The organism is Croceitalea dokdonensis DOKDO 023, from assembly GCF_001306415.1.
GTDB classification, from domain to species: domain Bacteria; phylum Bacteroidota; class Bacteroidia; order Flavobacteriales; family Flavobacteriaceae; genus Croceitalea; species Croceitalea dokdonensis.
Genome location: NZ_LDJX01000007.1, coordinates 135202 through 159930, shown reverse-complemented (window position 1 = coordinate 159930; position 24729 = coordinate 135202). Strand labels below are relative to the sequence as shown.

Below are 24729 nucleotides of genomic sequence, written 5' to 3'. Positions count from 1 at the left end.
TAAGGAGCGATTACCTCGCAGAACCCAATATCAGTATCTAAAAAACTAGGGGGTTGCCTTGCCACTTTTTTTATTGCCGGCGCAAGGCTGCCACTGCTACCAAAATGCTGCGGTTATCGAGTAAAGATTTGGTTTTAACGAGTGTTTTATAAAAAATGTAGCACAAAGAATACATTTACGATCCCAAATTAAACCATATGTTAACCTACAGCAAACGCTTCTGTGTTTCTACCTTACTTTTTGCCGGTAGTACATTATTTTTACTCTTCTCGTTCAGCCTCAACGATCCATGTGCCTTTGCTAACCAGCATACGGAATTCATAAAATCACAAACCAAACGGGCCTTAAAAGCACCTAGTTTGGAATTGTCCAAATTTTACGCTTACAAGGCTTTAAAAGGTATCTTTAAGACAGCGGACAATTTTGAAAGTTGCGGTTGTAACGATGCCTATGTAACCATAAAAAAAGCGGAATTATCTCTAAGGCAGGCTACTCAGGCGAACGACCATCAGACGTCTTTGCAATTATTGCAGTCTTCCTTACAATTAACGGAGAAAAGTCTGGATAAGCTTCATGCGTTCAGAAATACCAAAAGTCTTTATACGGATGACGTGCTTACCATGAATACCATAGAAGGTGATACGATGAAAGCCACTGAACATCTTTCCTTACCAAAACAGGAAGTTGACATTCCTCAAGAATTCCAACAAAAGGTAGACGAAAAAATAACAAACTTTAAAACATCCATAACAGACCTAAGGACGAGTTTAACCTGTGAAGAGGTTAAAGATTTTTTGACCAATGTGCAGGAGTTCACCAAATTAAAACTGGCTGATGATGCGATTACCCCGGTAAGGAAACTTTACCATGTAAAAATGCTGGAAGCTACCTATGAGGAGTTGGCCGGCCTACATACCTGCTTGGGCAAATAAGCAAACCGATACCATACCATTGGGGAAACTACGTGAAGAAAGCCAGACGTTATTCCTTAGACCCAAAAGCACGGTTTCTTATTACTTGCTGGCAAAAAGCTTAACGTCCTCTTCGTTCACCTCTGCACCCCCAAGAATAATAAGACGCTCCACCACATTGCGTAACTCGCGGACATTACCCGTCCAATCATAGCTTTTTAGCAAATTAATAGCCTTTGCCGTAAATTTTTTAGGTGCCGTACCCTGTTCATTGGCTATTTTATTGGTAAAATGGTTGATCAACAAGGGGATATCATCCCGCCTATCATTTAAGGCCGGAACGGGGATAATAATGACCGCAAGCCTGTGGTACAGATCTTCCCGAAAATTACCCTCCGCAATTTCAGCTTTTAAGTCTTTGTTTGTTGCGGCAACAACACGCACATCCACTTTAATGTCCTTGTCAGTACCTACCCGTTGAATCTTACTTTCCTGTAATGCCCTTAACACCTTGGCCTGGGCCGGCAGACTCATATCCCCTATTTCATCCAAAAAAATAGTGCCCTTATTTGCTGCCTCAAATTTACCTGCCCTATCTTTTACTGCAGAGGTAAAAGCCCCTTTTACATGGCCAAATAACTCGCTCTCTATCAATTCAGAAGGGATGGCAGCACAATTGACCTCAATGAACGGACCGGAGGAACGGGCACTTTTCTGGTGCAACCAATGCGCGACCAACTCTTTCCCCGTACCATTTTCCCCCGTTATAAGCACCCGCGCATCTTTTGGTGCCACCTTTTTTATCATTTCTTTAATGGTCCCTATCTGCGGGCTATCCCCTATCATCTCATAGTTCTTGCCTACTTTTTTCTTGAGTATTTTGTTTTCAACGACCAACTCTTTTTTATCCAAGGCGTTTCTTACCGTGGTGAGCAGCCTATTTAAGTCTGGTGGTTTGGAGATATAATCAAAGGCCCCCAAGCGCATGGTATTAACGGCGGTATCCAAATCGCCATGACCGGAGATCATGATAAAGGGAATCTCTGGCTTCACCTTTTTAGCAGTTTCCAATACTTCTACCCCGTCCATCTTTGGCATTTTAATATCACAAAGCACTAGATCAAAATCTTCCTTTTTTATGATATCCATTCCCTTAAGCCCGTCCTCGGCCTCAGAAACCTCGTAGCTATCGCTCTCCTCGCTTAAAATTTTGACCAAGACCCTTCTAATGGCGGCTTCATCCTCAATTACCAATATTTTTGACATATATCTTATTTTAAATCTTATTACTCAATTGCCATACATCCACGGTTAGACCTATGCATTGCCCCACTAACCATCGATACTTAGGATATCCTTACCAATAACGATGCCATCCCAAGTTGCATTGCTGTCCACTTTTAATCCATCCACCACGTAAAACTTTATTTCTTGCTATGGAACAAATGAACATCCCTTTGTGGAAATGGAATACTAATATGGTGTTCCCTAAAAGCGGCATCAATGGCATACCTCACATTACTTTTAATGCGTGGGTCGCTAAAACTATCCGTGATGTAAAAATTCACGGAGAACAACAAGGCAGAATCACCAAAATCCTCGAAAATGACAAAAGGTTTGGGATTCTTTAAAATTCCTTTTTGGTTGTTGACCACTTGTTCCAAAAGGCTGGTTACCAACTGAACATCACTGCCGTAAGCTACCCCAACACTCACTTTCTCCCTTGTCGTCTTATGGTTCTGGGTATAGTTATAAATAATATCGCTGATAAATTTATGGTTGGGTATCACAATAACCTTATCATCACGCGTTAATGCCCTTGTGGTGCGTAATTTAATTTCAAATACTTTGCCCACCTTTCCATTGACCTCTACAATGTCACCCACGCGCAGGGATTTATCCACTATAATAAAAACACCACCAATTATATCTTGAAAAAGCTCCTGTAACGCCAAACCCAAACCAACGAACAATGCGGCAGATGCCGTTAAGATTACGGTTACATTTATCCCCGCGGCGCTCATGGTAAGCAGTATGACAATGACGTAAACTACGTATTTGATAAATTTAAAAATGCTGATAAACTTATTTTTGTCCTCTTGGTCCATTTTACGGGTAAACAACCTTCTAAACCATTTTAGGACAAAACTGGTGGCCATAAATGCCAGCACCAATAATAATAGTAGGCCAATGGTGATGTGTATAGAATCTTCACCTTCTCCCAAATGAATGCCCCAATTGAGAAAGTCTTGAATGGAACCTAGAACATCTTCCTTAAATATTTCCTTTATCTCCGTAGTATCCGCTTCTTGCATAAAATCAATAATTTAACCATTTATACAATTCTCGATAGGTTGGTTTTTTACCGTACATAAGGATACCAACCCTGTAAATTTTTGCAGCCAACCATACAATGCCCAAAAAGGTCACCAGCAACAATATTATACTGGTCAAAAATTGCCATAAGGGTACGCCTCCCTCACCAATACCACCCGGCAAGCGCATGAGCATTACAATAGGGGAAGTTAAAGGGAACAGGGAAAACCCAACGGCTATTGGGCCATTTGGATTGCTAAAAACGGAAAAAAAACCTACATAAATGGCCAACATTAAAGGTAAGATAATCGGAAAAATAAATTGCTGTGTATCCGTCTCGTTATCCACCGCGGCTCCAATGGCTGCATAAATGGAACTATATATTAGATAGCCCATCATAAAGTACAGTAAAAAAGAACTGATCAATAATACCCATGGAATTTGCATCAATTCTTGGGCATACAGTTGCACATCACTAAAATTGCTGGATGGTATTGGGGCCATTTGCATTACGGGATTATTGCCTTCAGTAGAGGCACCCCTTAGGGCAGCCATGTCCACATCAAACAAAAACATGGCAACCAGCAGTAAAAACGAAGCGGAAAGAATCCAAATCACAAATTGGGTAATTCCCGCCAGGGAAGTGCCAATAATTTTACCTAGCATTAATTGGAACGGCTTTACCGAGGAAATGATAACTTCTATGATGCGACTCGTTTTTTCCTCAATCACACTGCGCATCACAAACCCACCATAGATAATGATAAACATCATAATTAAATACCCAAACAGTCCGCCGATTACGGCCTTTACCTCATTAATTCCCTTTAGGCTTCGCGCTCCTTCAAAAGTTGATGTTTTTACTTCAAAACTTTCGGAGACGGCAGCGAAATCCTTGGCAGAGACCCCTAAATCCTGTAACCTACCCTGTTGTAACCTGTTCTGAAAAATACGTTCCACCCTATCAAGTATACTGCCTACGGGGTTGTCTTTGGAATAAAAAGTGGCATGGTTTGCTGTTGCTTCCAAGGTTTCCGCTTGGGGTATATATAACAGTCCGTAGATGCCCATCTTTAAGGTGGAATCCTTTGCGGATTCCAAGTCTATAGCATTGTATGGAACAAAGGAAACATTGCCCGAGGAATGAAATGCATTAGAAAAATAATCACTTTCATTTAAGACCATGATTACCCTAGTTTCATTATCATTGACCTTGGTCAAAAACACAATCAACATCACCATGCCCACCAACAATATTGGACTTAAAAAGGTCATGACCACAAAGGACTTGTTGCGTACTTTGGCCAAATATTCCCGTTTTATAATAAGCTTTAGCTTATGCATGCATCTTCTGGTTTATAGTTTTGATAAAAATCTCGTTGGTGGAAGGAATTATTTCTTGAAACGTTTTTAAATGGATCCCATTCTGATGTAAATACCTTAAAAAATCCGTAGTATCCCCATTGGGTAGGCGCAGGGTGAAGGTGTGGTTGCGTGTATCGTCTATAACAATTTCATCCGAAATCTCGAATAAGGCTCGTAGTTCATGTATAACAGCATCGGACCTGTCACTTAAATGAAGCTCAATACGGTACTTATTATTTTTGTAGGCGTTTTTCACCTCCGATAATTTACCGTCCAATATTTTCTCGGATTTATGTATGAGTGCAATATGGTCACATAGTTCCTCTACAGATTCCATTCTATGGGTGGAAAATATAATGGAAGTGCCCTGTTCCTTCAGTGCTAGAATTTCATCTTTGATCTTATTGGCATTTATAGGATCAAACCCGCTAAAGGGTTCATCAAATATGAGCAGTTTGGGCTTGTGGAGCACCGTTACGATGAATTGTATTTTTTGTGCCATGCCCTTGGACAACTCTTGGATTTTTTTGTTCCACCAGTCCCCGATATCCAATCTTTTGAACCAATAATCCAGTCTTATTTTTGCCTCTTTTTTGGAAAGTCCTTTTAGTTGTGCCAAGTACAGGGCCTGCTCCCCAACTTTCATGCTTTTGTATAGCCCACGTTCCTCTGGTAAATATCCTATATGCGAGATATGTTCTGGAGCAAGAGGCTGGCCCTGAAAATAAACTTTACCTTCATCTGGGTGGGTAATTTGATTAATGATTCTGATTAAAGTAGTCTTTCCTGCTCCATTGGGGCCCAAAAGACCATAAATACAATTTTCTGGAATGGTAAGGGATACCTGAGTAAGTGCGGCATGGCCACCAAACCGTTTACTCACCTTTTCTACCTGTAATATATCGCTCATAACATTCCTTTACCCAAAGATACCTTATTGTGGTATTTTCCCAGTATTACCAGTCTCAAAACTAAGCTTTGATATTTGCGGAAACTCTTTTATAAAGGGAGTAAATTAACATAAGTGTTTAACCTTTGCTTTTTTAATGAAGTACCTAAAGTAGCCACATCCAACACAAAAAACCCCTTAAAAACAAAACCCACCCTCAAAAGAATCAAGGATGGGAAAAAAATTGCTATGAAAAAGAAAATTAGATACCGTTAAACAGTATCTGCGTCAAATATACGTTTTTTATTTAATTGACAATACCAAAATGTTCTCATTCTTAGGAGAACATATCTTTTACCTTTTCAAAAAATGATTTATCGGATTTTTTTGGGCTAGGGACAAAATTTTCATCGTTCTGCATCCGCTCAAAAAACTCCCGTTGTTCCTTATTTAGCTCTTTTGGCGTCCACACATTAACATGTACCAACAAGTCTCCATTGCCATAACCGTTTAAACTGGAGACCCCTTTACCCCGTAATCTTAATATTTTACCAGACTGGATGCCAGGTTCCAACTTGATTCTAACCTTGCCACCAACCGAGTCTATTTCTTTTGAACTGCCCAAGACAGCCTCCGAAATACTAATGTATAGATCATAGTGCAGGTTATCGCCTTCCCGCTTTAAGGTTGGATGTTCTTCCGTTTCAATGGCTACCAATAAATCACCAGGGACGCCATTTCCCGGGGCTCCATTACCTTTGCCGGACACCTTTAATTGCATACCTTCTTCTACGCCGGCCGGTATTTTAATGGATACGGTTTCCTCCTCTGTAGTTAACCCTTGTGCGTCGGCACCGGGCGGTCTATGGTCCATTATTTGTCCCGCGCCACCACATGCATTACACGTGGCCGCAGTTTGCATTCTACCAAGTATGGTATTTTGGATTTTGGTGACCTGACCGCTGCCGTTACAGGTGCTGCAGGTCTTGTAGGTAACCCCAGAAGCTTGTACCTTGCGCCTCACCTTTACCTTTTTCTCCACACCGTTGGCTATTTCTTCAAGCGTTAGCTTTACACGAATTCTTAGGTTGCTCCCTTTAACCCTTCTTTGACCGCCGCCAAAACCACTAAAGCCTCCAAAACCTCCACCGCCAAAAGCACTGCCAAAAATGTCCCCAAACTGGCTAAAGATATCGTCCATGTTCATACCTCCACCACCAAAGCCACCGCCCTCAAAAGCAGCATGGCCATATTGGTCATATTTTGCTTTCTTGTCCGGGTCTCCTAGTACCTCATAGGCCTCAGCAGCTTTTTTGAACATTTCCTCAGCTTCCTTGTCCCCGGGGTTTTTATCCGGATGGTACGCAATAGCTTTTTTTCTATAGGCCTTTTTGATTTCCGCCGCCGAAGCGTTTTTGGAGATACCCAGTATTTCGTAATAATCCTGTTTCATCTAACTTTTTTAATTGCCTACCACAACCTTAGGATGACGGATGATACGATCACCCAGTTTAAATCCTTTTTCTATCACATCAATAATCTTACCCTTTAACTTTTTGTCCGGGGCTGGAATTTGCGTCACGGCATCATGGATTTCTGCATCAAAGGAATCACCCTGCTTCACTTCAACCTCTTCTAAACCCTTGTTTTTTAGGGTTTCACTGAACTTATTGCTAATGAGCTCCACACCTTTATATAGTTCATTATCCTCAGATTTGGCAATTTCCTTCAATGCCCTATCAAAATCGTCCTTTACCGGCAGTAAAGAAACAATCACATCCTGGCCAGCAGTTTTAAAAAGCTCCATGCGTTCTTTGGAGGTACGTTTTTTAAAGTTTTCAAATTCAGCAAATAATCTTAAAAACTTATCTTTTTCCTTTCCCAATTCTTCCCGTAGCTCTTCTTCTATGGACAATTGGTCGTTACCTTCTTCTTCATTTAGTGGCTGCCCTTCATTTTCAACCGTCTCAACAGCTTGGTCTTGCTGTTGTTCTTTGTCAATTTTATCTGCCTTTTTCTTCTTGGCCATAACATGCTGTTTTATTCTGCGGTACTATTGTCAAAAGTACTGCCAATTCAGCTAAAATGTCAAAATGTCACTTAAAGTAGCTTCACCTCAGCTTTTTCTGGATAAGTGTAGTTTAGGGCGTAACCCATCCTCGCTATAATTGGCCAAAAACTAGTGTTAAAAGTAATGTCTTTAGATACTAAAAGGTTTGGGCAATCACTTGAAATGCTTGGTTAACCTAAACGTAAGTGTAGGAGGCTGTAAAAACTGTGGAAATCTCATCAGTAGTCTGGTCCGTACATGTTAAGACCTATAGGATAACGAATAATGGTATGCAGTACCATCCGCCCATTGTTTTACGATTTTAGTATTAAAGATGTGGAGCGTTCACCAGATGTAGCTTTCCGTTAAGAAACAGGAGGATAAAACAGCCTTATTAATACCGTTAAGCGTATTCTTTTTTAGCGGCAGCTGAGGTGTTTTTCACCGTTTCTTTTGCATAAAGGGCCTCAAGTGCCTTACAGATATTGATATAGGTAAAGTGGAAACCCATTTTCTCTATTTTACGGCTGCTTACCCTTTGACTGGTAAACAGCAAATAGGCCATTTCCCCAAGGACCATTTTCATTGCAAATTCCGGTACATTAGGCAAAAGCAGTGGTTTATCCAATACTTTTGCGAGCTCTGTAGTGAGCTTGGTATTGGTTACTGGGTTTGGACCTACGCCGTTGTATATGCCTTCAAGGGCTTTATCTGCCACATAGATAAACATACGGGCCAAATCCTTAATATGAATCCATGACTGCCATTGTTCGCCCGAGCCAAAAGCTGCGCCTGCATAAAGCTTCATGGGTTTTGCCATTTCTGGCAAAGCGCCTCCGTTTGTGGATAATACAAGTCCTATACGGATGCGCGCCACACTAAAACTAAACTGTTTAAAACTGTCTATTTCCCTTTCCCATGCCGCGACCACATCCCCTAAAAAACTATCATCTGCCTCACCGGAGTAATTTTCTGTGTACAAGGTACTAAGGGAATTGGGATAAAGTCCAATTGCTGAAGCTGCCACAAAAGATTTTATAGTATGCCCTTTTAAGGCCTTAATTGCTGTGTGTAATGTTCTTAAACTATCTACACGGCTGTTCAACACTTCTTTTTTGTAAGCTTCCGTCCACCGTTTCGCAATGGTGGCACCAGCTAAATTAATGATGTGCGTAACTCCGTTAAAGCATGCATCGTCAATTTCACCCTTCGCAGGGTTCCAATAGAAACCGGTATAACCAGCGGTTGCCTTAATCTTGTCCCTACTTGTGCTTAGGTAGTGGACCTCTATGTCCTGCGAACGCAGTTCTGCAACAATCTCACTACCTATAAGTCCGGTAGCCCCAGTAATCAACACCTTTTTCATCATTACATTTTGTTCAAAAGTAACTGATTTAAAACACTGATTACGAAGTCTTAAAGAAGGTTTAACAGTATTGTTTGATCTTTAGCAAAGCTTTAAGTCCTTTAGGTATCCCACCCAACCATTTAGGACTGGTCAGCTATTGATTTTAGTGGCACGTAGCATTTCCCGTTTACCAGGCGGACCGGCCAAACGCTCTACCTGGAACCCCACTTCTAGCATGGCCCTTCTTACACTGCCTTTTGCCGAATAGGTGACCAAAACGCCACCGGCGACCAAGGCCTCAAACATTATTTTAAAAACGGGCACCGTCCAAAGTTCTGGCTGCACCCTAGCGCCAAATGCATCAAAATATATCAGGTGATATGCCAATTTGTCCGTGATATCCAAGAAATCTTTTTGCTGTTTGCGTAAGACAAACTGTGGCGATATTTCAACAGGGGCATTCCAATGACACTGGTGCATCAAATAATGTTGTTCTTTGTAAGGTGCAGCGTCCAATGCCCCAATGTAATCCAGGTCTTTGATTAACCCTACGTCTATTGGATATTTCTCCACACCGGTATAGTAGACTTTTCTGTTTAGCTTGTTGGATTCTATTAAGGTGATAAGGGAATTAAGTCCTGTACCAAATCCTATCTCTAAAATCTTGAGTGCATCTAAATTAAGATGATAGAGCCCGTGTTTTATAAATACATGGTAGGCTTCTTGTACCGCCCCATGCTTAGAATGATACTGCTCGTTCCAATCCTCTATCTGGATGGTATTGGAACCATCGGAGGTCCTAATGATGCGTCTTTTCAACTTACCTTTTAATCAAAACCCCATCAGCTTCAAAACGTAAGGTCTTTTTGGGTGACGTAATTTTTTCCAACTCTTCCTTGCTTGCCCCTTCATCCTCAGCGTAATGGCGCTGTTCATCTACCGACATTTCTTCCACAAAGGCTAAACCGTTCATGATAACATGGCTTACGCCCGTATCCGTGGGAACGAAGAATCCATAGTCCTTAAACTTGACAAAAACTTCGTTGCCATTGGCCAAATCTACCTTTATCCAACAGCCTTTTGCTTTGCATACCTCTTTAATGGTGCCGCTTAGTTGTGTCACCGTGGTATCCGATGCCGTTAAATGTTCATATAGCTCTCCAGTCTTTACATCAGTGGCCGTAAAACTTTTTCCGTATGGTGCATACCCGGCCATATCCTGGGCCTGCAGGGTAATACTCCCAATCATCATCAATCCAATAACTAATTTGTTAAAAATTTTCATATCTAAAAAAAATCAAATTTTATCATCCTTTTTGAGCATTTAAAAGTAAGAAAACAATCAGAACTTCTTAGAAATAGCTAATTTTATTCTTTGTTAAAATGTAATATGAAAGCGATTAAGGAAGAAATACGGATAGAACGGGCCCCTGTCTCAAAAATAACTGAAGTAGATTTCAACAACTTGGCATTTGGCAGCGTCTATAGTGACCATATGTTAGTCTGTGATTATAAGGACGGGGCATGGGAAACACCAATAATCACCCCATACCAACCCATCACCTTGGACCCAGCTTCCAAAATCTTTCATTACGGCCAGTCCATATTTGAGGGAATGAAGGCCTACAAGGACTCCAATGGCCAAATTTGGTTGTTTAGACCCTTGGACAACCACAAAAGATTTAATATATCGGCCAAAAGATTGGCCATACCAGAAATTCCAGAAAGTCATTTTATAGACGGGTTAACCACCTTATTGCGGTTGGAAAAGGATTGGGTTCCCACCACAGCTGGCAGCTCCCTTTACATAAGACCATTTATGTTCGCTTCTGGAAAGGGATTTCATGCGTCACCTGCGGATGCCTATAAGTTTATGGTTTGTTTTGCCCCATCTGGACCTTATTTTTCCGGGAAGGTGAAGGTGTTAATAGAAGAAACCTATTCCCGCTCCGCCAATGGCGGCACAGGCTATGCCAAAGCAGGCGGAAATTACGCCGGGCAATTTTACCCAACACAATTGGCCATAGCCAAAGGGTACAACCAAGTTATTTGGACGGATGACAATACGCACGAGTTTATTGAGGAAGCTGGTGCCATGAATATATTCGTGAGAATCAATGATACCTTAATTACCGCTCCCGTAAGCGATAGGATTCTTGATGGTATCACCAGAAAAAGTATTCTGACCCTTGCACAAGACCAAGGAATTACCACTGAAATAAGAAAGATAAGTGTCACCGAGGTCGTAGAAGCTGCCCAAAATGGCTCGCTAAAAGAAATGTTTGGAGCAGGCACCGCTGCGGTTATTTCACCCATAACTACCTTCGGCTTCCAAGGGGTGGATTATGATTTGCCAGAACTACAGCATAGTTATGCAACATCACTTAAAAAGCAAATAACGGACATCCAATACAACCGCTCTGAGGATAAATTTGGTTGGCGTTTTAAGGTGTAAACCGTAGACTGTATACGTTATTAATTTCATTTGTAACGCCGCATATTTTTGCCGCACCTTGGTTAAATGACGTTGAAGCCAAACGCGTGCTTACCCCCTAAGGCACCAGTGTTGTGGCGGGCTTTTTAAAACTGTAATCCCACACCCTATTGATGCAGTATCTTTTTTATGTTAGGTGTAAAGTAATTGGGGCCTTTTAACACCTTGCCATCTTCACGGTAGATCGGTTTTCCATCCGCGCCAAGTTTGCTCATATTACTGGATTGTATCTCAGTAAAGACTTCTTCTATTTTATGCTGCATGCCATGCTCTAGGATGGTGCCGCATAAAATATAGAGCATATCTCCCAGGGCATCTGCTACTTCTACTAAATCATTGTTTTGAGCAGCCTCTAAATACTCTCTATTTTCCTCATCCATCAAATTAAAACGGAGCATATTTTTTTTGGTTCCCAAATCCGCTCTTGGGGAATCCGCAATACCAAGCCCAAAGGCTTTGTGAAAATCGCCAACGGCCTTTAGTTTATTTTTCATTTCGTTTGGATAACATTAGCTTTGTCCAAAAATAGAAAACTTATGTCGTTCTCTACCGGACAGCTCATCTTTGCATTGCTTTTTGTAGTAGTTTTTGTCTCGGCAATGGTTTTTCTCTACCGAAAGGACAGCCGCTTACATGCAAAAAATTATAAAGGGGTAAAATGGGTGCTCATTTGGTTTATCATATTTGTAATATTCCTTGTTGGCATTAAGTGGTTAATGAAAAATTAACGTTTTTTTTGGATACACCACAAAAATCAACCGCTTCACAACAATATATAGCTTTCTCTCGTATAACATAGGAAAAGGTGTACTTTTGTACCGTAATAATAACCAATGATAGTTTTTTTAAGCATTTTATCGGGTCTGGTTGTGTTGAATGTGCTCTTGCTCATCTTTAGCGTAAATGGGGTAAAAGCCAAAAATGAAAAACCAGTACAGCATTTATCCCCAAATGCCGTTCCAAAACTATTTGCCCAGGACTTTAAGAACGGAGAATTCAAAAAAGCAGTTTAGTTTGTACCTTTAAGGTATGAAACAGATGCTTTTGGTGTTTTTTGGCGGAGGTGCTGGGAGTCTTTGTCGTTTCCTTCTAAGCAAATACCTTAATCCACTTTTTTCCAATGTTTACCTAGGTACCTTTACCGTTAATATACTAGGATGTTTTTTTATTGGAATCCTGATGGCCATGGCCAAGAAAGAGGGACTTATAAGTGATAACCAAACACTCCTTCTGGCTACGGGCTTTTGCGGTGGTTTTACAACTTTTTCCACCTTCATTTATGAAAATAATGCCATATTAAAACAGGGTGACAGTCTTCATTTTGTGCTGTACACGGTATTTAGTATTGCCGTTGGCCTTGCCGCTTTTGGTTTTGGCCATTGGCTTGCAAGAGGCTAAAGAATATATATTCACCATCTATTTAACCCTATTGTTACATTATGCGCAACAATCCAATAAAATTGTTGCGTTTTTGCAAATTTTCAAACAAGCAGATTCAATCTACCAAAATCTAATTCTTTATTTTTTGAAGTCTTCATTAAGGTACCCCTAAATTTTAGGGGTAGTTTTTTTTAATATGATAAAAATCATGTTTTACCCCCCTGTAAAATAGCGTGTATCAATTTCATTATTCATATTTGATGCTTTATTAAACAAATCGGAATATGAAAAAAGTCGAGGCAATTATTCGAAAATCCAAATTCGATGAGGTCAAGAAGGCACTTCACGCAATTGAGGTTAACTTCCTTAGTTACTGGGACGTTACCGGGGTTGGCAACGAAAAACAAGGACATGTATATCGTGGTATCAGTTATAGCACCACAGACATACAAAGAAGGTACTTGGTTATCGTGGTTTCTGATGATTTTTTGGAACGTACCATTGAAACCTTAACCAAAACTGCATCTACGGGTAATGTGGGTGACGGTAAAATATTTGTATCGGAAATCACCGAAGCCTATAGAATACGCACCGGGGAAAGCGGCCACGCAGGTATCAATTAACAACATAGCCAACTAACAATTTTACTTTTTATGGAAGCAGGATTATTTACAGCAAACAATGTATGGATGATGATGTGCACTGCACTCGTCTTTTTTATGCACTTGGGATTTTCTTTTTTGGAAATCGGACTAACGAGACAAAAGAACACCGTCAATATTTTATTTAAAAATGTCTTTATCATTTGTGTAGGGCTTTTGCTCTACTATATTGGCGGATTTAATTTAATGTACCCAGGATTTGAGGATATCGATGCTGGATTTTTCAAATTTGCGGGCTTTGGGATAGCCGCTCCGGAAAATGGAATGACCCCGGAATATGCTGATGGTGGCTATACCTGGTGGACAGACTTTTTGTTTCAAGGGATGTTTGCAGCCACCGCGGCCACCATTGTCTCAGGTGCTGTAGCAGAACGGGTTAAACTGGGCGGATTTATGATATTCACTTTAGCATACGTTGGTCTTGTCTACCCTATTGTTGGTTCTTGGCAATGGGGCGGTGGTTTCTTGTCTTCTTTGGCCTATGGTGAGGCTGAAGGTTTTTATGATTTTGCGGGATCCACATTGGTCCACTCCGTCGGAGGTTGGGCCGCACTTATCGCTATTTACTTGCTGGGGGCACGCAAAGGCAAATTTGATGAAAATGGCAAACCAAGGGCCATTCCCGGCCATAACCTGCCTTTGGCAGCAGCCGGGGTACTAATTTTATGGTTGGGCTGGTTTGGATTTAATGGTGGGTCCGTTTTGTCTGCAGACCCTGCGGGAACATCATTGGTCTTGGTCACCACCTGTTTGGCCGCGGCCGCAGGCGGGGTATCCGCATTCATAACCTCTACCATCATGTATAAAAACTATGATCTTACCATGTTCTTAAACGGTATTTTGGGCGGTCTTGTAGGTATTACGGCCGGCGCTGATCTTATGTCACCCAACGAGGCTGTCATTATTGGTCTCTTCGCCGGTGTCATCATAGTATTAGGGGTAGCTTTAATCGATAAATTAAAATTAGACGACCCTGTTGGTGCTGTTGCTGTACACCTTATTTGTGGTATTTGGGGCACCTTGGCCGTTGGAATATTTGGTGCAAAAGCCGGTATAGATCAGCTTCTGGTGCAACTTGCAGGAATAGGCGCGGCAGCCACCTTTTGCAGCATAACAGGTTTTGCCATTCTTTTTACCATTAAGAAAACCGTTGGCCTGCGTGTATCAGAAGAAGAAGAGGTAGAAGGCCTTGATATTCATGAACATGGAATGGACGCCTATGCAGATTTTAGGATGAACCAACATTAACTAAAAACGGGGGGTTTTGCCAAACGCCCCGTTTTGTTACTTTTTAAGAGTTTCCTCTTAACTTATTCACGCAAAGCAAACCCAACATCAAGCGGTATGGCTATCGCTTTTGACTAGCTGTTAGATCCTAACTAAATATGCTGTATGCGTTATCCGGTAAAGACCCGATAATCATCTCTTTGTTATCAAGACATCCTTTTGTGGGTACTTTGAAATCATTGCAAGAGTGGTGTATCTCTAGAACATGAATCCTTGGATACTGGTTTTTTGAGGTTACAGGCGGAACAGGAACCCAAAGGAAAACTCACGACCTTTAACCAAGGTTGAATACTCTTTTTTCACTGTTTTTATATTAATCCCGCTGTTGACCCACTTTACCCAACAACCATTACATACATTTTAATTCCGAGAGATTGCGATGACCTTTAATAAGCATAGTAACTAAAACACCCCTAGATTACCCAACAATGGCACCATCTGTTGTGTGCTAGGAATTAGGCCAGACATAAACTCCCTACTACATATTCTCAATTTTTTGTGTGCTTTTTTGTCGTGGGTTCTTTCCGGCATGTCCACACCGTAGTGGATTTTCTCTAAAATCAATATCCATCCTCAATTGGCCTTTAGCTCTAAATAACATTTCGCTCTTTCCCCTGTCCCTTACTTACGGGCCATGGTTTATAGGCAGGCATTTCTAACTCGTTAAGGAAATAGCTCTTTTAGTTACCGATATGGTAAGTTATACCTTGAAAATTCTACTAAAACTCCTTAAATCCGTAAGGTCTTTGGAAAATGCTAGATACACTCCCATAGGATAGCACTCCTATGCGAACATTTTGCAACCCCTACAAAGTAAGTTTATGTAATAACTAGGTCGCTACCAGTATTATCTTTCTGGAGGAATTATCATCCTGACTTGACACGAGCCCAATAACTAGAGTATCATAAATTGCTTTTGACACCTGCAAAAAAATAAGAAGGAAGCCAAAGGTTGTATCCTAAGCTAGGGAGATACGAGTCAACCTAAACACATATGTTACAAAATCAAAAAAAGTTTGTGCAGATTCCAAACTAGACCTCTGTTACATTTATCATGAGAATCCAGCTATCTAGCAGTAAATATAACAAGCCGACAACAAAGTTTATAAGTGTGCTTTGTAGAATTCCCATTATTTTATCTATAGAATCCATAGGCGACATTTCAAGTATCGTTCCATTAAGAAAGTCATAAATATGAGTGCTAAATGGCCCTTTCTTTTGATAAAAAAAATGGGGAACACTACTTTTGAAATGTTCATTAAAAAAACCTAAATACAGATATTTTTATACAGAAAACCAATATTTATTAAATATTATTTAATGAATTTTAATATTCATTAAGTAATCATTTATAGGAAAGTTTTGTGTTCAGGATATCTAAAGACTAATTAACTTAAATGTAATTTTATGAAAAAACAAACAGTATTTGCAGCAATCGCTTCGGGCCTATTTATGTGTTCCGCATTAGCACAAGAGGACCAATTAGAAGATAAGGTAAGTGTAGGTTTAAGTTTAAATCACGATGCATTTTTTGGTTTTAACCCGATGATGGCCGTGTCCTATGCTTTGAGCGATACGGATGCCCTAACCAGTTACGGAATACAATGGGGGGCCGGTACAGGATCTGCATGGGGACAATGGACCGAATTTGGTATTGGTTACAACAAAACAGTGGGTGCGTTTGATATTAACCCGCAGCTTGGATTCACCATGGGGAGCTTACTTTCCAGTGGAGCAGCACAACCGGGTATCATTGGAGACGGCATTGTGCCCAATTTGACCGTCAATCTAGGAACCGAAAAACTAGAGGGCCAGTTATATGCTGGGTACTACGCAGCATTAAGGGACAATACAGAAGCGGGTAACGCCACCAATAATTATGTGCACTATTGGTTAAATCTTGGGTATAAAGCTTCTGACTTCTTTTCCATTGGGGCCCATTTTGAAGAATTATACCTTTCCGGAGGTGAGGTTAATGGTGGTGGCAGCTTAGACCGTGCAGATGGTTACGTATGGTTTGGCCCTTACGTTCAATTCCAAAAAGGAAATGCTGGATTAAGATTCTCTTTTGGGGGTAACCTCGCAGACGAAAACGATCGTTTTGCACCCAACGATTTTTACAAACTATCCTTCTTTGTATCGCTCTAATAGAGCATAAACCTAGAAGTACCACTTAAAAAGCGCCCATGTGCAATTTACTTGCACTACTTGGCGCTTTTTTTATTAAAATCCTTTACTCCTGCCAAAACTTTGGTATTCAAATAATTTTGCCTTGGCACTAAGGGGCAGGAGTATTTTTTATTGTAGACGCAATAAGGATTGTAAGCGCGGTTAAAGTCTATGATAATGGTATCACTCTCCGGGATTTTTAAATCTATATACCTCCCGCCCCCATAGGTTTCCTCCCCATTGGTATTATCTAAAAAAGGTAAGAAAAGGTAATCCTCATAGCCTTCCTTCTCCATAAGTTCCGGTGTTTGGTAAATCTCCAATTGGTAATTTTCACCGTTGAGTGAAAAATGTGCAATTCCGTACACCACCTCTATGGTTTTGTCCCCGGTGGTAGAGGGCATTAAAAAGGGCTTTGCGTCCGGGGTTCTTTCCAGTCTGGCCGTAACCGTATAGGAAGTGTCAGGTTCAAAAAAATCAAGGCTCTCAAAATTCTTTCTATAACGGTCTGGCAATGGTGAAGTCTCTGGGTCCTTAAAACTTTCATTCTGGTTTTTTTGATACTCCAAGATGGTTCGTACCGCTTTGGGAAAAGTGTCAAAATCAACATTTTCCTTATGGTACTTTTTCTTCTGACCGCAGGACACAACCAATAGAATACCGATGATTACAAATATCCTCATAATGTAAAAATACAACGAAAGCAAAATACTCAAAATTACCCCTTGTACATTTTGATAAATTTTGTCAATTCGGCTTAACTAGTCTTTTGTAAGACAAACTAATTGTAACGCTCTGACGGGAGACAGGCCTTTAGTCAAAAATTCTAGTTCAACCAACCGTTCCCCATACTATTTTCCGTACTTCTAAACCACCAGATGAGACATTTGGTTGTCTAAGCACAGCAACATGCACAACGGGTTAAAAATTGTTTTTTAGCAGAAAAGCCATCCTTAATCTTGGTTTTGGGCGTCTGTGTTCTCCATTAGAATTGTAACTTTCACTTTAGAATATATCTTTATGAAACCACTTTACATGTTCCTTCCCCTGGTCTTGGGCTTCGTATGCTGTCAACCCCCTGTAACAAAGACCGCAAAAAGGCAAAATCCATATCAAACTATGAAGGAAAATCGGTTAAATGCCGCCTTCTTGATTATGGAAGGTGTGTACAACACGGAGTTTACCGCTCCGTATGATATCTTCCAGCACACCCAATATCGTGAGCATATTACCGCCATGAATACCTTTACGGTAGCCAATACGCTAGAACCCATTACCACTTTTGAGGGCCTTAGAATCTTGCCGGATCTTGACTATACCACGGACAGTATTCCTCCCATTGACATTTTGGTAATCCCTAGTGCGGAAGGACACCTGAACACGGACTTAAAAGACACTACCATGTTGTCTTTTGTAAAAAAAGTGGCTACCTCTGCCCGGTTGATTACTTCCCATTGTGATGGCGCTTTTGTGCTGGCCGAGGCTGGTCTTCTAGATGGTGTGGTCTCCACCACCTTCCCTTCTGATATTGAAACTTATAAAAAGCGATACCCTCAATTGACCGTCATGGACAGCGTTTTGTTTGTCCATGATGATAAATACATCACCTCCGCCGGAGGAGCCAAAAGTTTTGAAGCTGCTTTATACGTATGTGAATTATTGTACGGCAAAAAGGTAGCTCAAGATATTGCCAAAGGTTTGGTCATCTCTTGGAACCTAGAAGAAATACCCCATGCCATCATTCCTTGATGACAGCGGCGGGTTCCGGTTCTTCTTCTCTGGTAACCTTGTATCTAGGCTCGCCTAAATACTTCTCAATAAGTGCATTATATTCTGGGGTGATTTTAAAAAGGTGGGTGTAATCTATGGTGTACATGGCATCTTTGTCCTTGTAACCTTGCTTTAAGAGCTCTTCTGCGTAAAATAGTGCAGTGCCATAGTCAAGGTTCTTGGCCGCAATGGATATGACATTTTTGTAATGAACCAACTCTTCTGGCGCTGTAATGGTCTTTAGCATGTAAAGCAATACCAGTGCTTCCTCATCCACCACCTTATCTGCCTTTACCAGGGTAATGTTGTCATCTATCAAGGCGTTTATGTAGCCAATAAGACGCAGCCCCATTTTTCTATCTTCTTTTTTTGCGGCATTTACCTTGGCATTTAATTGTGTCATCTGGTACTTCCACCAGCCTAAATTGTTGAAATTATAGGTCACCACATCATCTTCCAAATAATAGTTGTACTCGTCTCGCTTTAACTGTTCGTTGAACAAGGTGGCGGTTCTTGACCTATATTGGGTTTTGTACAATTTACTTCTTCGCAATTCTTTCTGTACCCGTCTTAGGGAATCCACATCTTTTAAGGTGCGGAAGGCCGTAATGGTTTCACGTAGGGAACGGTCTGCCAATAACCATTCTTGTTGGCTTTGGTATTTGACATTTTCTGCCAAGTCCTCTTTAAAAAGGGATTGGATAAGGGCGGAGTCCTTGGGAATAAAACCTTTGGCCATGGAAGAAAGTTCAAACAAATTTAAGGCCCGGCGAAGATATTTTGTGGTAGGCAGTTCATTATCCCCATCATGCACCAAGAGGTGATTGGGAAATTTTAATTTATTGAGCACCTGTTCATCTTGAAGCAAACTGGGATATGTAAAATCACTGGTACCTACAATACCGATAAAATAAAACGGATTTTTTGATGCCAATAATTCGATATTTACCAAAGAGGCCCCAACAGAGACCACCCCTGCAACATCCTTGATAAAAATGGGAACTAAATTTGCAAAGCGCCCACTGTTTCTGAATCCAGCGGTATAGATACGCTCATTATGCACCGGCAGTACCTCTCGTAACCTATTGATGCTCCTTTGGGCCACTACCATATTTTTACTTAATGCCAAGGAATCCGCAACCCCCAATGGAGCCGCCAGTATATATCCTTTATCTTCCGCAACTTCCTTAAAAAGAGACATGTAGCGGTTTTGATTGCCATCTAAATCAATTACAAGCAACAAGGGCCATTTGCCCTTGGAGTCAAAAATCGTGGGGAGGAATATACTTATCCTTTCCGTGATGGTATCCGTTTGTACCTCAATCTCATTAAACACGCCCTTCTTTAGCCTTAACTCCTGCGCAAGCCCTGTCTGACAAAACACAAACAACGTTACTAGTATCCCAATCTTTTTTACCATACTTTTTTGTTATCAAAAATCCAGCCAAAAATTATGTGTCAACAACCGCTTTATTGGCAACAACATCAGAGAGTACAATATGCGTCCTAGTTTCGCCGTATGCAATGAGTTTATCAATAAAACGTTCTAAGTGAAATTGGTCTTTTAATACCACTTCCATAATGATGTTTTCATTACCGGTTATTCTATGGCAATTGATGACCTCCTCAAAGGTCTTAACTACTTCTAAAAAAGGTTTTAATTTGCCTATGAAGGCACGTAAGGTTATGATGGCACGTAGTTGCTTTCCTAAATGCACATGCGAAACGGTGGCATGATACCCTTTGATCACACCCAAATCCTCCATCTTTTTTACTCGTTCTGCGACAGCCGGTGATGTTAGCCCTATGGCCTTACCAATTTCCGTAAAGCTTGCCCTTGCATTGCCCTGTAAGTGGACCAAAATCTTTGCGTTAACACTGTCTAATTTAAAATCCAAAGTGAATTGTGGGTTAAAACTTTAAAATTAAACAATAAGCTTTTTTTACTCTGTTTATTTAAAGTTAAAATTTTAGCGCCCGTACTATCTTTATATTAAAAATAACAGCTGTTATGGGAGGAAAGTTACCTTCATATCATACTATTCACCAGAAATCGATAGTGTTAAAGGATGTGAGCAAGTCGCTCGCCCACTACTTTTCTTCTGACCGAGTATTTCTTGGGTGTACCGGCAAACAAAGTCTTAGGGATGATATCGCGCAGTCCCTTATTGTAGATGCCAACTTAATAACGAAATTGGTGCAACAGCTTCATCCAAAGGTTCCCAGGGCGATTAGGTGCTATAATCTTGGCTTTATCAATAGCATCACCCGTAACATTTGGTCCTACTGCAATGGGCTAGAGCATGATGGGGTAAAAGAAAGGGAATACGTGCAATTGTTACGGCAGGAAATTAAAACCTTTAGAAAAGATTTTAAACGATGGAGAAAAGCCCTAATGACGATGGATGACTAACGTCATCTTCCAAAACATCTTCCCTGTCGCTTGCTGAGACTTTTTTGCCTTCCCATATCCCAACCATCCTACTCCTCTTTGGAGGAATGGGGCTTGTAGTCCTTTATAAAAGCGTAAAGCCTAAAAGCCGCTGGAACAATTATAGTTGGCAAACCTTTAGACGCCTCCAAAACCGAACTTTTAACTACATATTGCGCCTATACTCGCCACCTACCTGAAATAAGGCATTGGTCATTTGTCCCAAGGAACAGTATTTGGAAGCTTCCATGAGGGATTCAAAAATATTCCCGTTTGCAATGGCCGTCTGTTGAAGTTGTTGCAATAGCAGTTGGGCTTTATCCGTATTGCCCTGTTTTAAATTCCCTAAAGTAGTAATCTGTACTTCCTTTTCTTCTTGGGTAGCCCGGATGACCTCTGCGGGTAGAACGGTGGGTGAGCCTTTAGCGCTTAAAAATGTATTTACACCAACGATAGGATATTCGCCGGTGTGCTTCAACATTTCATAATGCAGGCTCTCTTCCTGGATTTTTGAACGCTGATACATGGTTTCCATGGCCCCTAAAACACCACCGCGTTCCGTAATCCTATCAAATTCCAACAACACCGCTTCCTCTACCAAATCCGTCAATTCCTCAATAATAAAAGAGCCTTGTAGCGGATTTTCATTTTTTGCCAGACCCAATTCCTTGTTAATGATCAATTGTATGGCCATGGCACGCCGGACAGACTCTTCCGTAGGTGTGGTAATTGCCTCATCATAAGCATTGGTATGTAAGGAATTACAGTTATCATAAATCGCATAAAGTGCCTGTAAGGTTGTGCGGATATCATTAAAATCGATTTCTTGGGCGTGCAAACTTCTACCGGAGGTCTGTATGTGGTACTTTAGCATCTGGGCCCTTGGTCCAGCTCCGTATTTTTCTTTCATGGCCTTTGCCCAAATACGCCTGGCCACCCGGCCAATAACCGCATACTCTGGATCTATTCCGTTGGAGAAGAAAAAGGAAAGGTTAGGGCCAAATTTATTGATATCCATACCCCGACTTAAATAATACTCCACGTAGGTAAAGCCGTTGGATAAGGTAAATGCCAACTGGGAAATAGGATTGGCACCAGCTTCTGCTATATGGTAGCCAGATATGGAAACAGAATAAAAGTTCCTGACATTTTGGGCGATAAAATATGCCTGTACATCTCCCATGAGCCTTAGGGCAAACTCCGTGGAAAAAATGCAAGTATTTTGGGCCTGATCTTCCTTTAGGATATCTGCCTGTACGGTACCTCTAACCTGGGCAAGGGTTTTGGCCTTTATTTCCTGATATGTTTTTTCCGGAAGTACCTGGTCTCCGGTCACCCCTAACAAGAATAATCCCAGACCCGTATTTCCTTTGGGCAAATTGCCAGCGTATGTGGGCCTTGGGACTCCTTTGGCCTTATAAATCTCCGCTATCTTTTTTTCTATGGATGCTTCAAGTCCTTTGTCATGAATAAATTTTTCGCAGTTTTGGTCTATGGCGGCGTTCATAAAAAATGCCAGAAGCATAGGTGCTGGGCCATTGATGGTCATACTCACGGAGGTCATTGAGTCGCTCAGGTCAAAGCCGGAATACAATTTTTTGGCATCGTCCAAACAGCAAACAGAAACTCCTGCATTTCCTATTTTACCATAAATATCAGGTCTATAATCTGGATCGTTTCCATACAACGTAACAGAATCAAAAGCTGTGGACAGTCGTTTTGCGGGCATCCCCAGGCTTACGTAATGGAACCTTCTATTAGTACGCTCTGGTCCGCCTTCACCGGCAAACATACGGGTGGGGTCCTCCCCTGTTCTTTTGAAAGGATAAATACCTGAGGTATAGGGGAATTCCCCCGGTAGGTTCTCTCGTAACATCCAATGTAACAAATCTCCCCAAGCGGTATATTTTGGTAACGCTACCTTGGGTACATCATTATGGGACAGTGATTTGGTATGTGTATCTATATGAATTTCCTTGTCCCGTACCTTAAAGGTATATACCGGCGCCTTATAACGGGCTACGGTAAGTTGCCAATTGATGATCAATTCCCAATTTCTAGGGCTAAAATCCATCTTTACCTCATCAAACTGCTGTATTAATAAGGTTACCAGCGGTCTATTGTCATCGGTTGTCTGGGCCAAAAGCGCTTCCCCATCCAGGCCACTTTTGTTTAAAAACAATGCCGATTGTATACCCTCCATTTTGTTAAGTGCGGCAAGGATGGCCATAAAAATCCCATACAGCTTTTGGGCAATAGCGGCTTGGTCGAATGCCTTGGCATCGTAGGCCCGGTTATGCTCTGCAATTTCCGACAGATAGCGTGTGCGTGCCGGTGGTATTACAAAAAGCTTCTCCGAAGCTTCATTCCCTGCGTTAAAGTTGGAGACCAACTGGCTTTCCGTTTTATCCACAAGGGTATCCATTACCTTCCGATAAAGGCGGTTCATACCTGGGTCGTTAAACTGGGATGCTATGGTACCATATATGGGAAGGTCTTCCTGTTTGGCGTCCCAAAGATTATGGTTTCTAACATATTGTTTTTTCACGTCCCTTAAGGCATCCAAAGCTCCCCTTTTATCAAATTTGTTGATGGCCACGATATCCGCAAAATCCAACATGTCAATTTTCTCCAACTGGGTGGCGGCACCAAACTCTGGAGTCATCACATAAAGGGATACGGCACTATGCTCTAAAATTTCCGTATCTGATTGCCCTATCCCGGAGGTTTCCAAAATAATAAGATCATATCTGGCGGCCTTTAAAACCTGAACTGCCTCACTTACATGTTTGGACAACGCCAAATTAGATTGCCTTGTGGCCAGGGATCGCATGTATACCCTTTGATTGTTGATCGCATTCATGCGTATACGGTCTCCCAACAACGCCCCACCGGTTTTTCGTTTGGAGGGGTCTACGGATACGATGGCGATGTGCTTATCCTCAAAATCCAGCAAAAAACGACGTATGAGCTCATCTACCAAACTAGATTTTCCGGCACCGCCCGTCCCGGTAATTCCCAAAACAGGTATGCTGTCATCGATATCAATTTGGAAAAAATGAGTTTTGAACTCAGTTGGCCTATTCTCCGCCAATGAAATTAAACGTGCAATGGTGTTCCCGTCTTTCTCCAATAAGCGCTTGGCAATACTTTCCGTACCGGACACTTTTAATTCTGGCACCGCTGTATCGCATTGTGAGACCAAATCATTGATCATTCCTTGTAGGCCCAATTCACGGCCATCATCCGGAGAATAAATCCTTGTGATACCATAGGCCATTAATGTTTTTATTTCCTCTGGTAGGATAACACCTCCACCACCGCCAAAAATTTTGATATGCCCCGCATCCTTCTCCCGCAGTAGATCGTACATATAGGTAAAGTACTCGTTATGCCCCCCTTGGTAGGAGGTCATTGCAATGGCGTTGGCATCTTCCTGAATGGCACAGTTGACCACTTCTTCCACACTACGGTCATGTCCCAAATGTATGACCTCTACCCCTGTAGCCTGAATGATTCTCCGCATGATATTAATGGCTGCATCATGACCATCAAACAAAGAGGCGGCGGTAACGATTCTTATCTTATGCTTAGGGAGGTAAGGCTTCACTTGTTCCATTATCAATAAAGGGTCTTAAATAGGTCTGCAATTTACAG

23 protein-coding genes are annotated in these 24729 nt (G+C 41.4%); 9 read left to right on the top strand and 14 right to left on the bottom strand.

Features of this window, described 5'->3' with window-relative positions:
- Positions 1-197 precede the first annotated feature (197 nt).
- Positions 198-932 (top strand): hypothetical protein, encoded by a 735-nt coding sequence (locus tag I595_RS14820; protein ID WP_054560224.1) that lies wholly within the window; start codon positions 198-200, stop codon positions 930-932.
- Positions 933-1013: 81 nt separating this feature from the next.
- Here I595_RS14820 and I595_RS14815 read toward each other — a convergent pair whose 3' ends face one another.
- The 9 genes from I595_RS14815 to I595_RS14775 all read right to left on the bottom strand — a co-directional run bounded on the left by I595_RS14815 (position 1014) and on the right by I595_RS14775 (position 10164).
- Positions 1014-2177, bottom strand: coding sequence for a sigma-54-dependent transcriptional regulator (locus I595_RS14815; protein WP_054560223.1), 1164 nt, complete (start codon positions 2175-2177; stop codon positions 1014-1016).
- Positions 2178-2335: 158 nt separating this feature from the next.
- Entirely contained in the window at positions 2336-3226 is an 891-nt protein-coding gene (locus tag I595_RS14810) for a mechanosensitive ion channel family protein (protein WP_054560222.1), read from the bottom strand.
- Between the two features lie 4 nt (positions 3227-3230).
- Entirely contained in the window at positions 3231-4571 is a 1341-nt protein-coding gene (locus tag I595_RS14805; protein ID WP_054560221.1) for an ABC transporter permease, read from the bottom strand.
- Positions 4564-5502 (bottom strand): ABC transporter ATP-binding protein, encoded by a 939-nt coding sequence (locus tag I595_RS14800; protein ID WP_172675955.1) that lies wholly within the window; start codon positions 5500-5502, stop codon positions 4564-4566. Before I595_RS14800 ends, I595_RS14805 begins: the two co-directional genes overlap by 8 nt.
- 316 nt (positions 5503-5818) lie before the next feature.
- Positions 5819-6934 (bottom strand): molecular chaperone DnaJ, encoded by a 1116-nt coding sequence (gene dnaJ / locus I595_RS14795; RefSeq protein WP_054560220.1) that lies wholly within the window; start codon positions 6932-6934, stop codon positions 5819-5821.
- A 9-nt stretch (positions 6935-6943) separates the two neighbouring features.
- Positions 6944-7510: a nucleotide exchange factor GrpE gene (locus I595_RS14790; RefSeq protein ID WP_054560219.1), complete on the bottom strand. Its 567-nt coding sequence runs from the start codon at positions 7508-7510 to the stop codon at positions 6944-6946.
- Positions 7511-7934: 424 nt separating this feature from the next.
- Positions 7935-8897, bottom strand: coding sequence for a TIGR01777 family oxidoreductase (locus I595_RS14785; protein ID WP_054560218.1), 963 nt, complete (start codon positions 8895-8897; stop codon positions 7935-7937).
- A 132-nt stretch (positions 8898-9029) separates the two neighbouring features.
- Positions 9030-9698 (bottom strand): tRNA (5-methylaminomethyl-2-thiouridine)(34)-methyltransferase MnmC2, encoded by a 669-nt coding sequence (gene mnmC2, locus I595_RS14780; protein ID WP_054560217.1) that lies wholly within the window; start codon positions 9696-9698, stop codon positions 9030-9032.
- Between the two features lies 1 nt (position 9699).
- Positions 9700-10164: a DUF4920 domain-containing protein gene (locus tag I595_RS14775; RefSeq protein ID WP_054560216.1), complete on the bottom strand. Its 465-nt coding sequence runs from the start codon at positions 10162-10164 to the stop codon at positions 9700-9702.
- A 105-nt stretch (positions 10165-10269) separates the two neighbouring features.
- On the opposite strand from I595_RS14775, the gene I595_RS14770 reads away from it, so the two are divergent.
- Positions 10270-11334, top strand: coding sequence for a branched-chain amino acid aminotransferase (locus I595_RS14770; protein WP_054560215.1), 1065 nt, complete (start codon positions 10270-10272; stop codon positions 11332-11334).
- Positions 11335-11480: 146 nt separating this feature from the next.
- Here the strand turns inward: I595_RS14770 and I595_RS14765 are convergent, their stop codons facing one another.
- On the bottom strand, positions 11481-11867 hold the full coding sequence (locus tag I595_RS14765) for a pyrophosphohydrolase domain-containing protein (protein ID WP_054560214.1): 387 nt from the start codon (positions 11865-11867) through the stop codon (positions 11481-11483).
- A 339-nt stretch (positions 11868-12206) separates the two neighbouring features.
- Between I595_RS14765 and I595_RS14755 the strand changes: the two genes are divergently transcribed.
- From I595_RS14755 to I595_RS14730, 5 genes are all read left to right on the top strand, one after another.
- Positions 12207-12386 carry a hypothetical protein gene (locus I595_RS14755; RefSeq protein WP_054560212.1) on the top strand — a complete coding sequence of 60 codons (180 nt, stop codon included), beginning with the start codon at positions 12207-12209 and terminating at the stop codon, positions 12384-12386.
- Positions 12387-12402: 16 nt separating this feature from the next.
- Positions 12403-12771: a fluoride efflux transporter CrcB gene (crcB, locus tag I595_RS14750; protein WP_054560211.1), complete on the top strand. Its 369-nt coding sequence runs from the start codon at positions 12403-12405 to the stop codon at positions 12769-12771.
- Between the two features lie 266 nt (positions 12772-13037).
- A complete protein-coding gene (locus I595_RS14740) occupies positions 13038-13376 on the top strand; it encodes a P-II family nitrogen regulator (protein WP_054560209.1) in 339 nt (112 codons plus the stop codon).
- Positions 13377-13406: 30 nt separating this feature from the next.
- Entirely contained in the window at positions 13407-14663 is a 1257-nt protein-coding gene (locus I595_RS14735) for an ammonium transporter (RefSeq protein ID WP_054560208.1), read from the top strand.
- Between the two features lie 1446 nt (positions 14664-16109).
- Positions 16110-16850 carry a DUF6733 family protein gene (locus tag I595_RS14730; protein WP_083467624.1) on the top strand — a complete coding sequence of 247 codons (741 nt, stop codon included), beginning with the start codon at positions 16110-16112 and terminating at the stop codon, positions 16848-16850.
- A gap of 56 nt (positions 16851-16906) precedes the next feature.
- Here the strand turns inward: I595_RS14730 and I595_RS14725 are convergent, their stop codons facing one another.
- A complete protein-coding gene (locus tag I595_RS14725) occupies positions 16907-17554 on the bottom strand; it encodes a DUF1684 domain-containing protein (RefSeq protein ID WP_054560206.1) in 648 nt (215 codons plus the stop codon).
- A gap of 436 nt (positions 17555-17990) precedes the next feature.
- Here I595_RS14725 and I595_RS14720 point away from each other — a divergent pair, with 436 nt between their 5' ends.
- Positions 17991-18620, top strand: coding sequence for a DJ-1/PfpI family protein (locus tag I595_RS14720; protein WP_245628299.1), 630 nt, complete (start codon positions 17991-17993; stop codon positions 18618-18620).
- On the opposite strand, the gene I595_RS14715 is transcribed toward I595_RS14720, so the two are convergent.
- Positions 18610-20061 carry a hypothetical protein gene (locus I595_RS14715; RefSeq protein ID WP_054560204.1) on the bottom strand — a complete coding sequence of 484 codons (1452 nt, stop codon included), beginning with the start codon at positions 20059-20061 and terminating at the stop codon, positions 18610-18612. The genes I595_RS14720 and I595_RS14715 overlap by 11 nt on opposite strands.
- A gap of 31 nt (positions 20062-20092) precedes the next feature.
- Positions 20093-20539, bottom strand: coding sequence for an Lrp/AsnC family transcriptional regulator (locus I595_RS14710; protein ID WP_054560203.1), 447 nt, complete (start codon positions 20537-20539; stop codon positions 20093-20095).
- A 113-nt stretch (positions 20540-20652) separates the two neighbouring features.
- On the opposite strand from I595_RS14710, the gene I595_RS14705 reads away from it, so the two are divergent.
- Entirely contained in the window at positions 20653-21054 is a 402-nt protein-coding gene (locus I595_RS14705) for a hypothetical protein (protein WP_054560202.1), read from the top strand.
- A gap of 184 nt (positions 21055-21238) precedes the next feature.
- On the opposite strand, the gene I595_RS14700 is transcribed toward I595_RS14705, so the two are convergent.
- Entirely contained in the window at positions 21239-24691 is a 3453-nt protein-coding gene (locus tag I595_RS14700; RefSeq protein WP_054560201.1) for a methylmalonyl-CoA mutase family protein, read from the bottom strand.
- Between the last annotated feature and the right edge of the window lie 38 nt (positions 24692-24729).

Excerpts from the sequence above, each read along its gene's own strand:
- I595_RS14820 (WP_054560224.1), top strand. The coding sequence starts at position 198 with ATGTTAACCTACAGCAAACGCTTCTGTGTTTCTACCTTACTTTTTGCC.
- I595_RS14815 (WP_054560223.1), bottom strand. The coding sequence starts at position 2,177 with ATGTCAAAAATATTGGTAATTGAGGATGAAGCCGCCATTAGAAGGGTC.
- I595_RS14810 (WP_054560222.1), bottom strand. The coding sequence starts at position 3,226 with ATGCAAGAAGCGGATACTACGGAGATAAAGGAAATATTTAAGGAAGAT.
- I595_RS14805 (WP_054560221.1), bottom strand. The coding sequence starts at position 4,571 with ATGCATAAGCTAAAGCTTATTATAAAACGGGAATATTTGGCCAAAGTA.
- I595_RS14800 (WP_172675955.1), bottom strand. The coding sequence starts at position 5,502 with ATGAGCGATATATTACAGGTAGAAAAGGTGAGTAAACGGTTTGGTGGC.
- dnaJ (WP_054560220.1), bottom strand. The coding sequence starts at position 6,934 with ATGAAACAGGATTATTACGAAATACTGGGTATCTCCAAAAACGCTTCG.
- I595_RS14790 (WP_054560219.1), bottom strand. The coding sequence starts at position 7,510 with ATGGCCAAGAAGAAAAAGGCAGATAAAATTGACAAAGAACAACAGCAA.
- I595_RS14785 (WP_054560218.1), bottom strand. The coding sequence starts at position 8,897 with ATGAAAAAGGTGTTGATTACTGGGGCTACCGGACTTATAGGTAGTGAG.
- I595_RS14775 (WP_054560216.1), bottom strand. The coding sequence starts at position 10,164 with ATGAAAATTTTTAACAAATTAGTTATTGGATTGATGATGATTGGGAGT.
- I595_RS14770 (WP_054560215.1), top strand. The coding sequence starts at position 10,270 with ATGAAAGCGATTAAGGAAGAAATACGGATAGAACGGGCCCCTGTCTCA.
- I595_RS14765 (WP_054560214.1), bottom strand. The coding sequence starts at position 11,867 with ATGAAAAATAAACTAAAGGCCGTTGGCGATTTTCACAAAGCCTTTGGG.
- I595_RS14755 (WP_054560212.1), top strand. The coding sequence starts at position 12,207 with ATGATAGTTTTTTTAAGCATTTTATCGGGTCTGGTTGTGTTGAATGTG.
- crcB (WP_054560211.1), top strand. The coding sequence starts at position 12,403 with ATGAAACAGATGCTTTTGGTGTTTTTTGGCGGAGGTGCTGGGAGTCTT.
- I595_RS14740 (WP_054560209.1), top strand. The coding sequence starts at position 13,038 with ATGAAAAAAGTCGAGGCAATTATTCGAAAATCCAAATTCGATGAGGTC.
- I595_RS14735 (WP_054560208.1), top strand. The coding sequence starts at position 13,407 with ATGGAAGCAGGATTATTTACAGCAAACAATGTATGGATGATGATGTGC.
- I595_RS14730 (WP_083467624.1), top strand. The coding sequence starts at position 16,110 with ATGAAAAAACAAACAGTATTTGCAGCAATCGCTTCGGGCCTATTTATG.
- I595_RS14725 (WP_054560206.1), bottom strand. The coding sequence starts at position 17,554 with ATGAGGATATTTGTAATCATCGGTATTCTATTGGTTGTGTCCTGCGGT.
- I595_RS14720 (WP_245628299.1), top strand. The coding sequence starts at position 17,991 with ATGAAGGAAAATCGGTTAAATGCCGCCTTCTTGATTATGGAAGGTGTG.
- I595_RS14715 (WP_054560204.1), bottom strand. The coding sequence starts at position 20,061 with ATGGTAAAAAAGATTGGGATACTAGTAACGTTGTTTGTGTTTTGTCAG.
- I595_RS14705 (WP_054560202.1), top strand. The coding sequence starts at position 20,653 with ATGGGAGGAAAGTTACCTTCATATCATACTATTCACCAGAAATCGATA.
- I595_RS14700 (WP_054560201.1), bottom strand. The coding sequence starts at position 24,691 with ATGGAACAAGTGAAGCCTTACCTCCCTAAGCATAAGATAAGAATCGTT.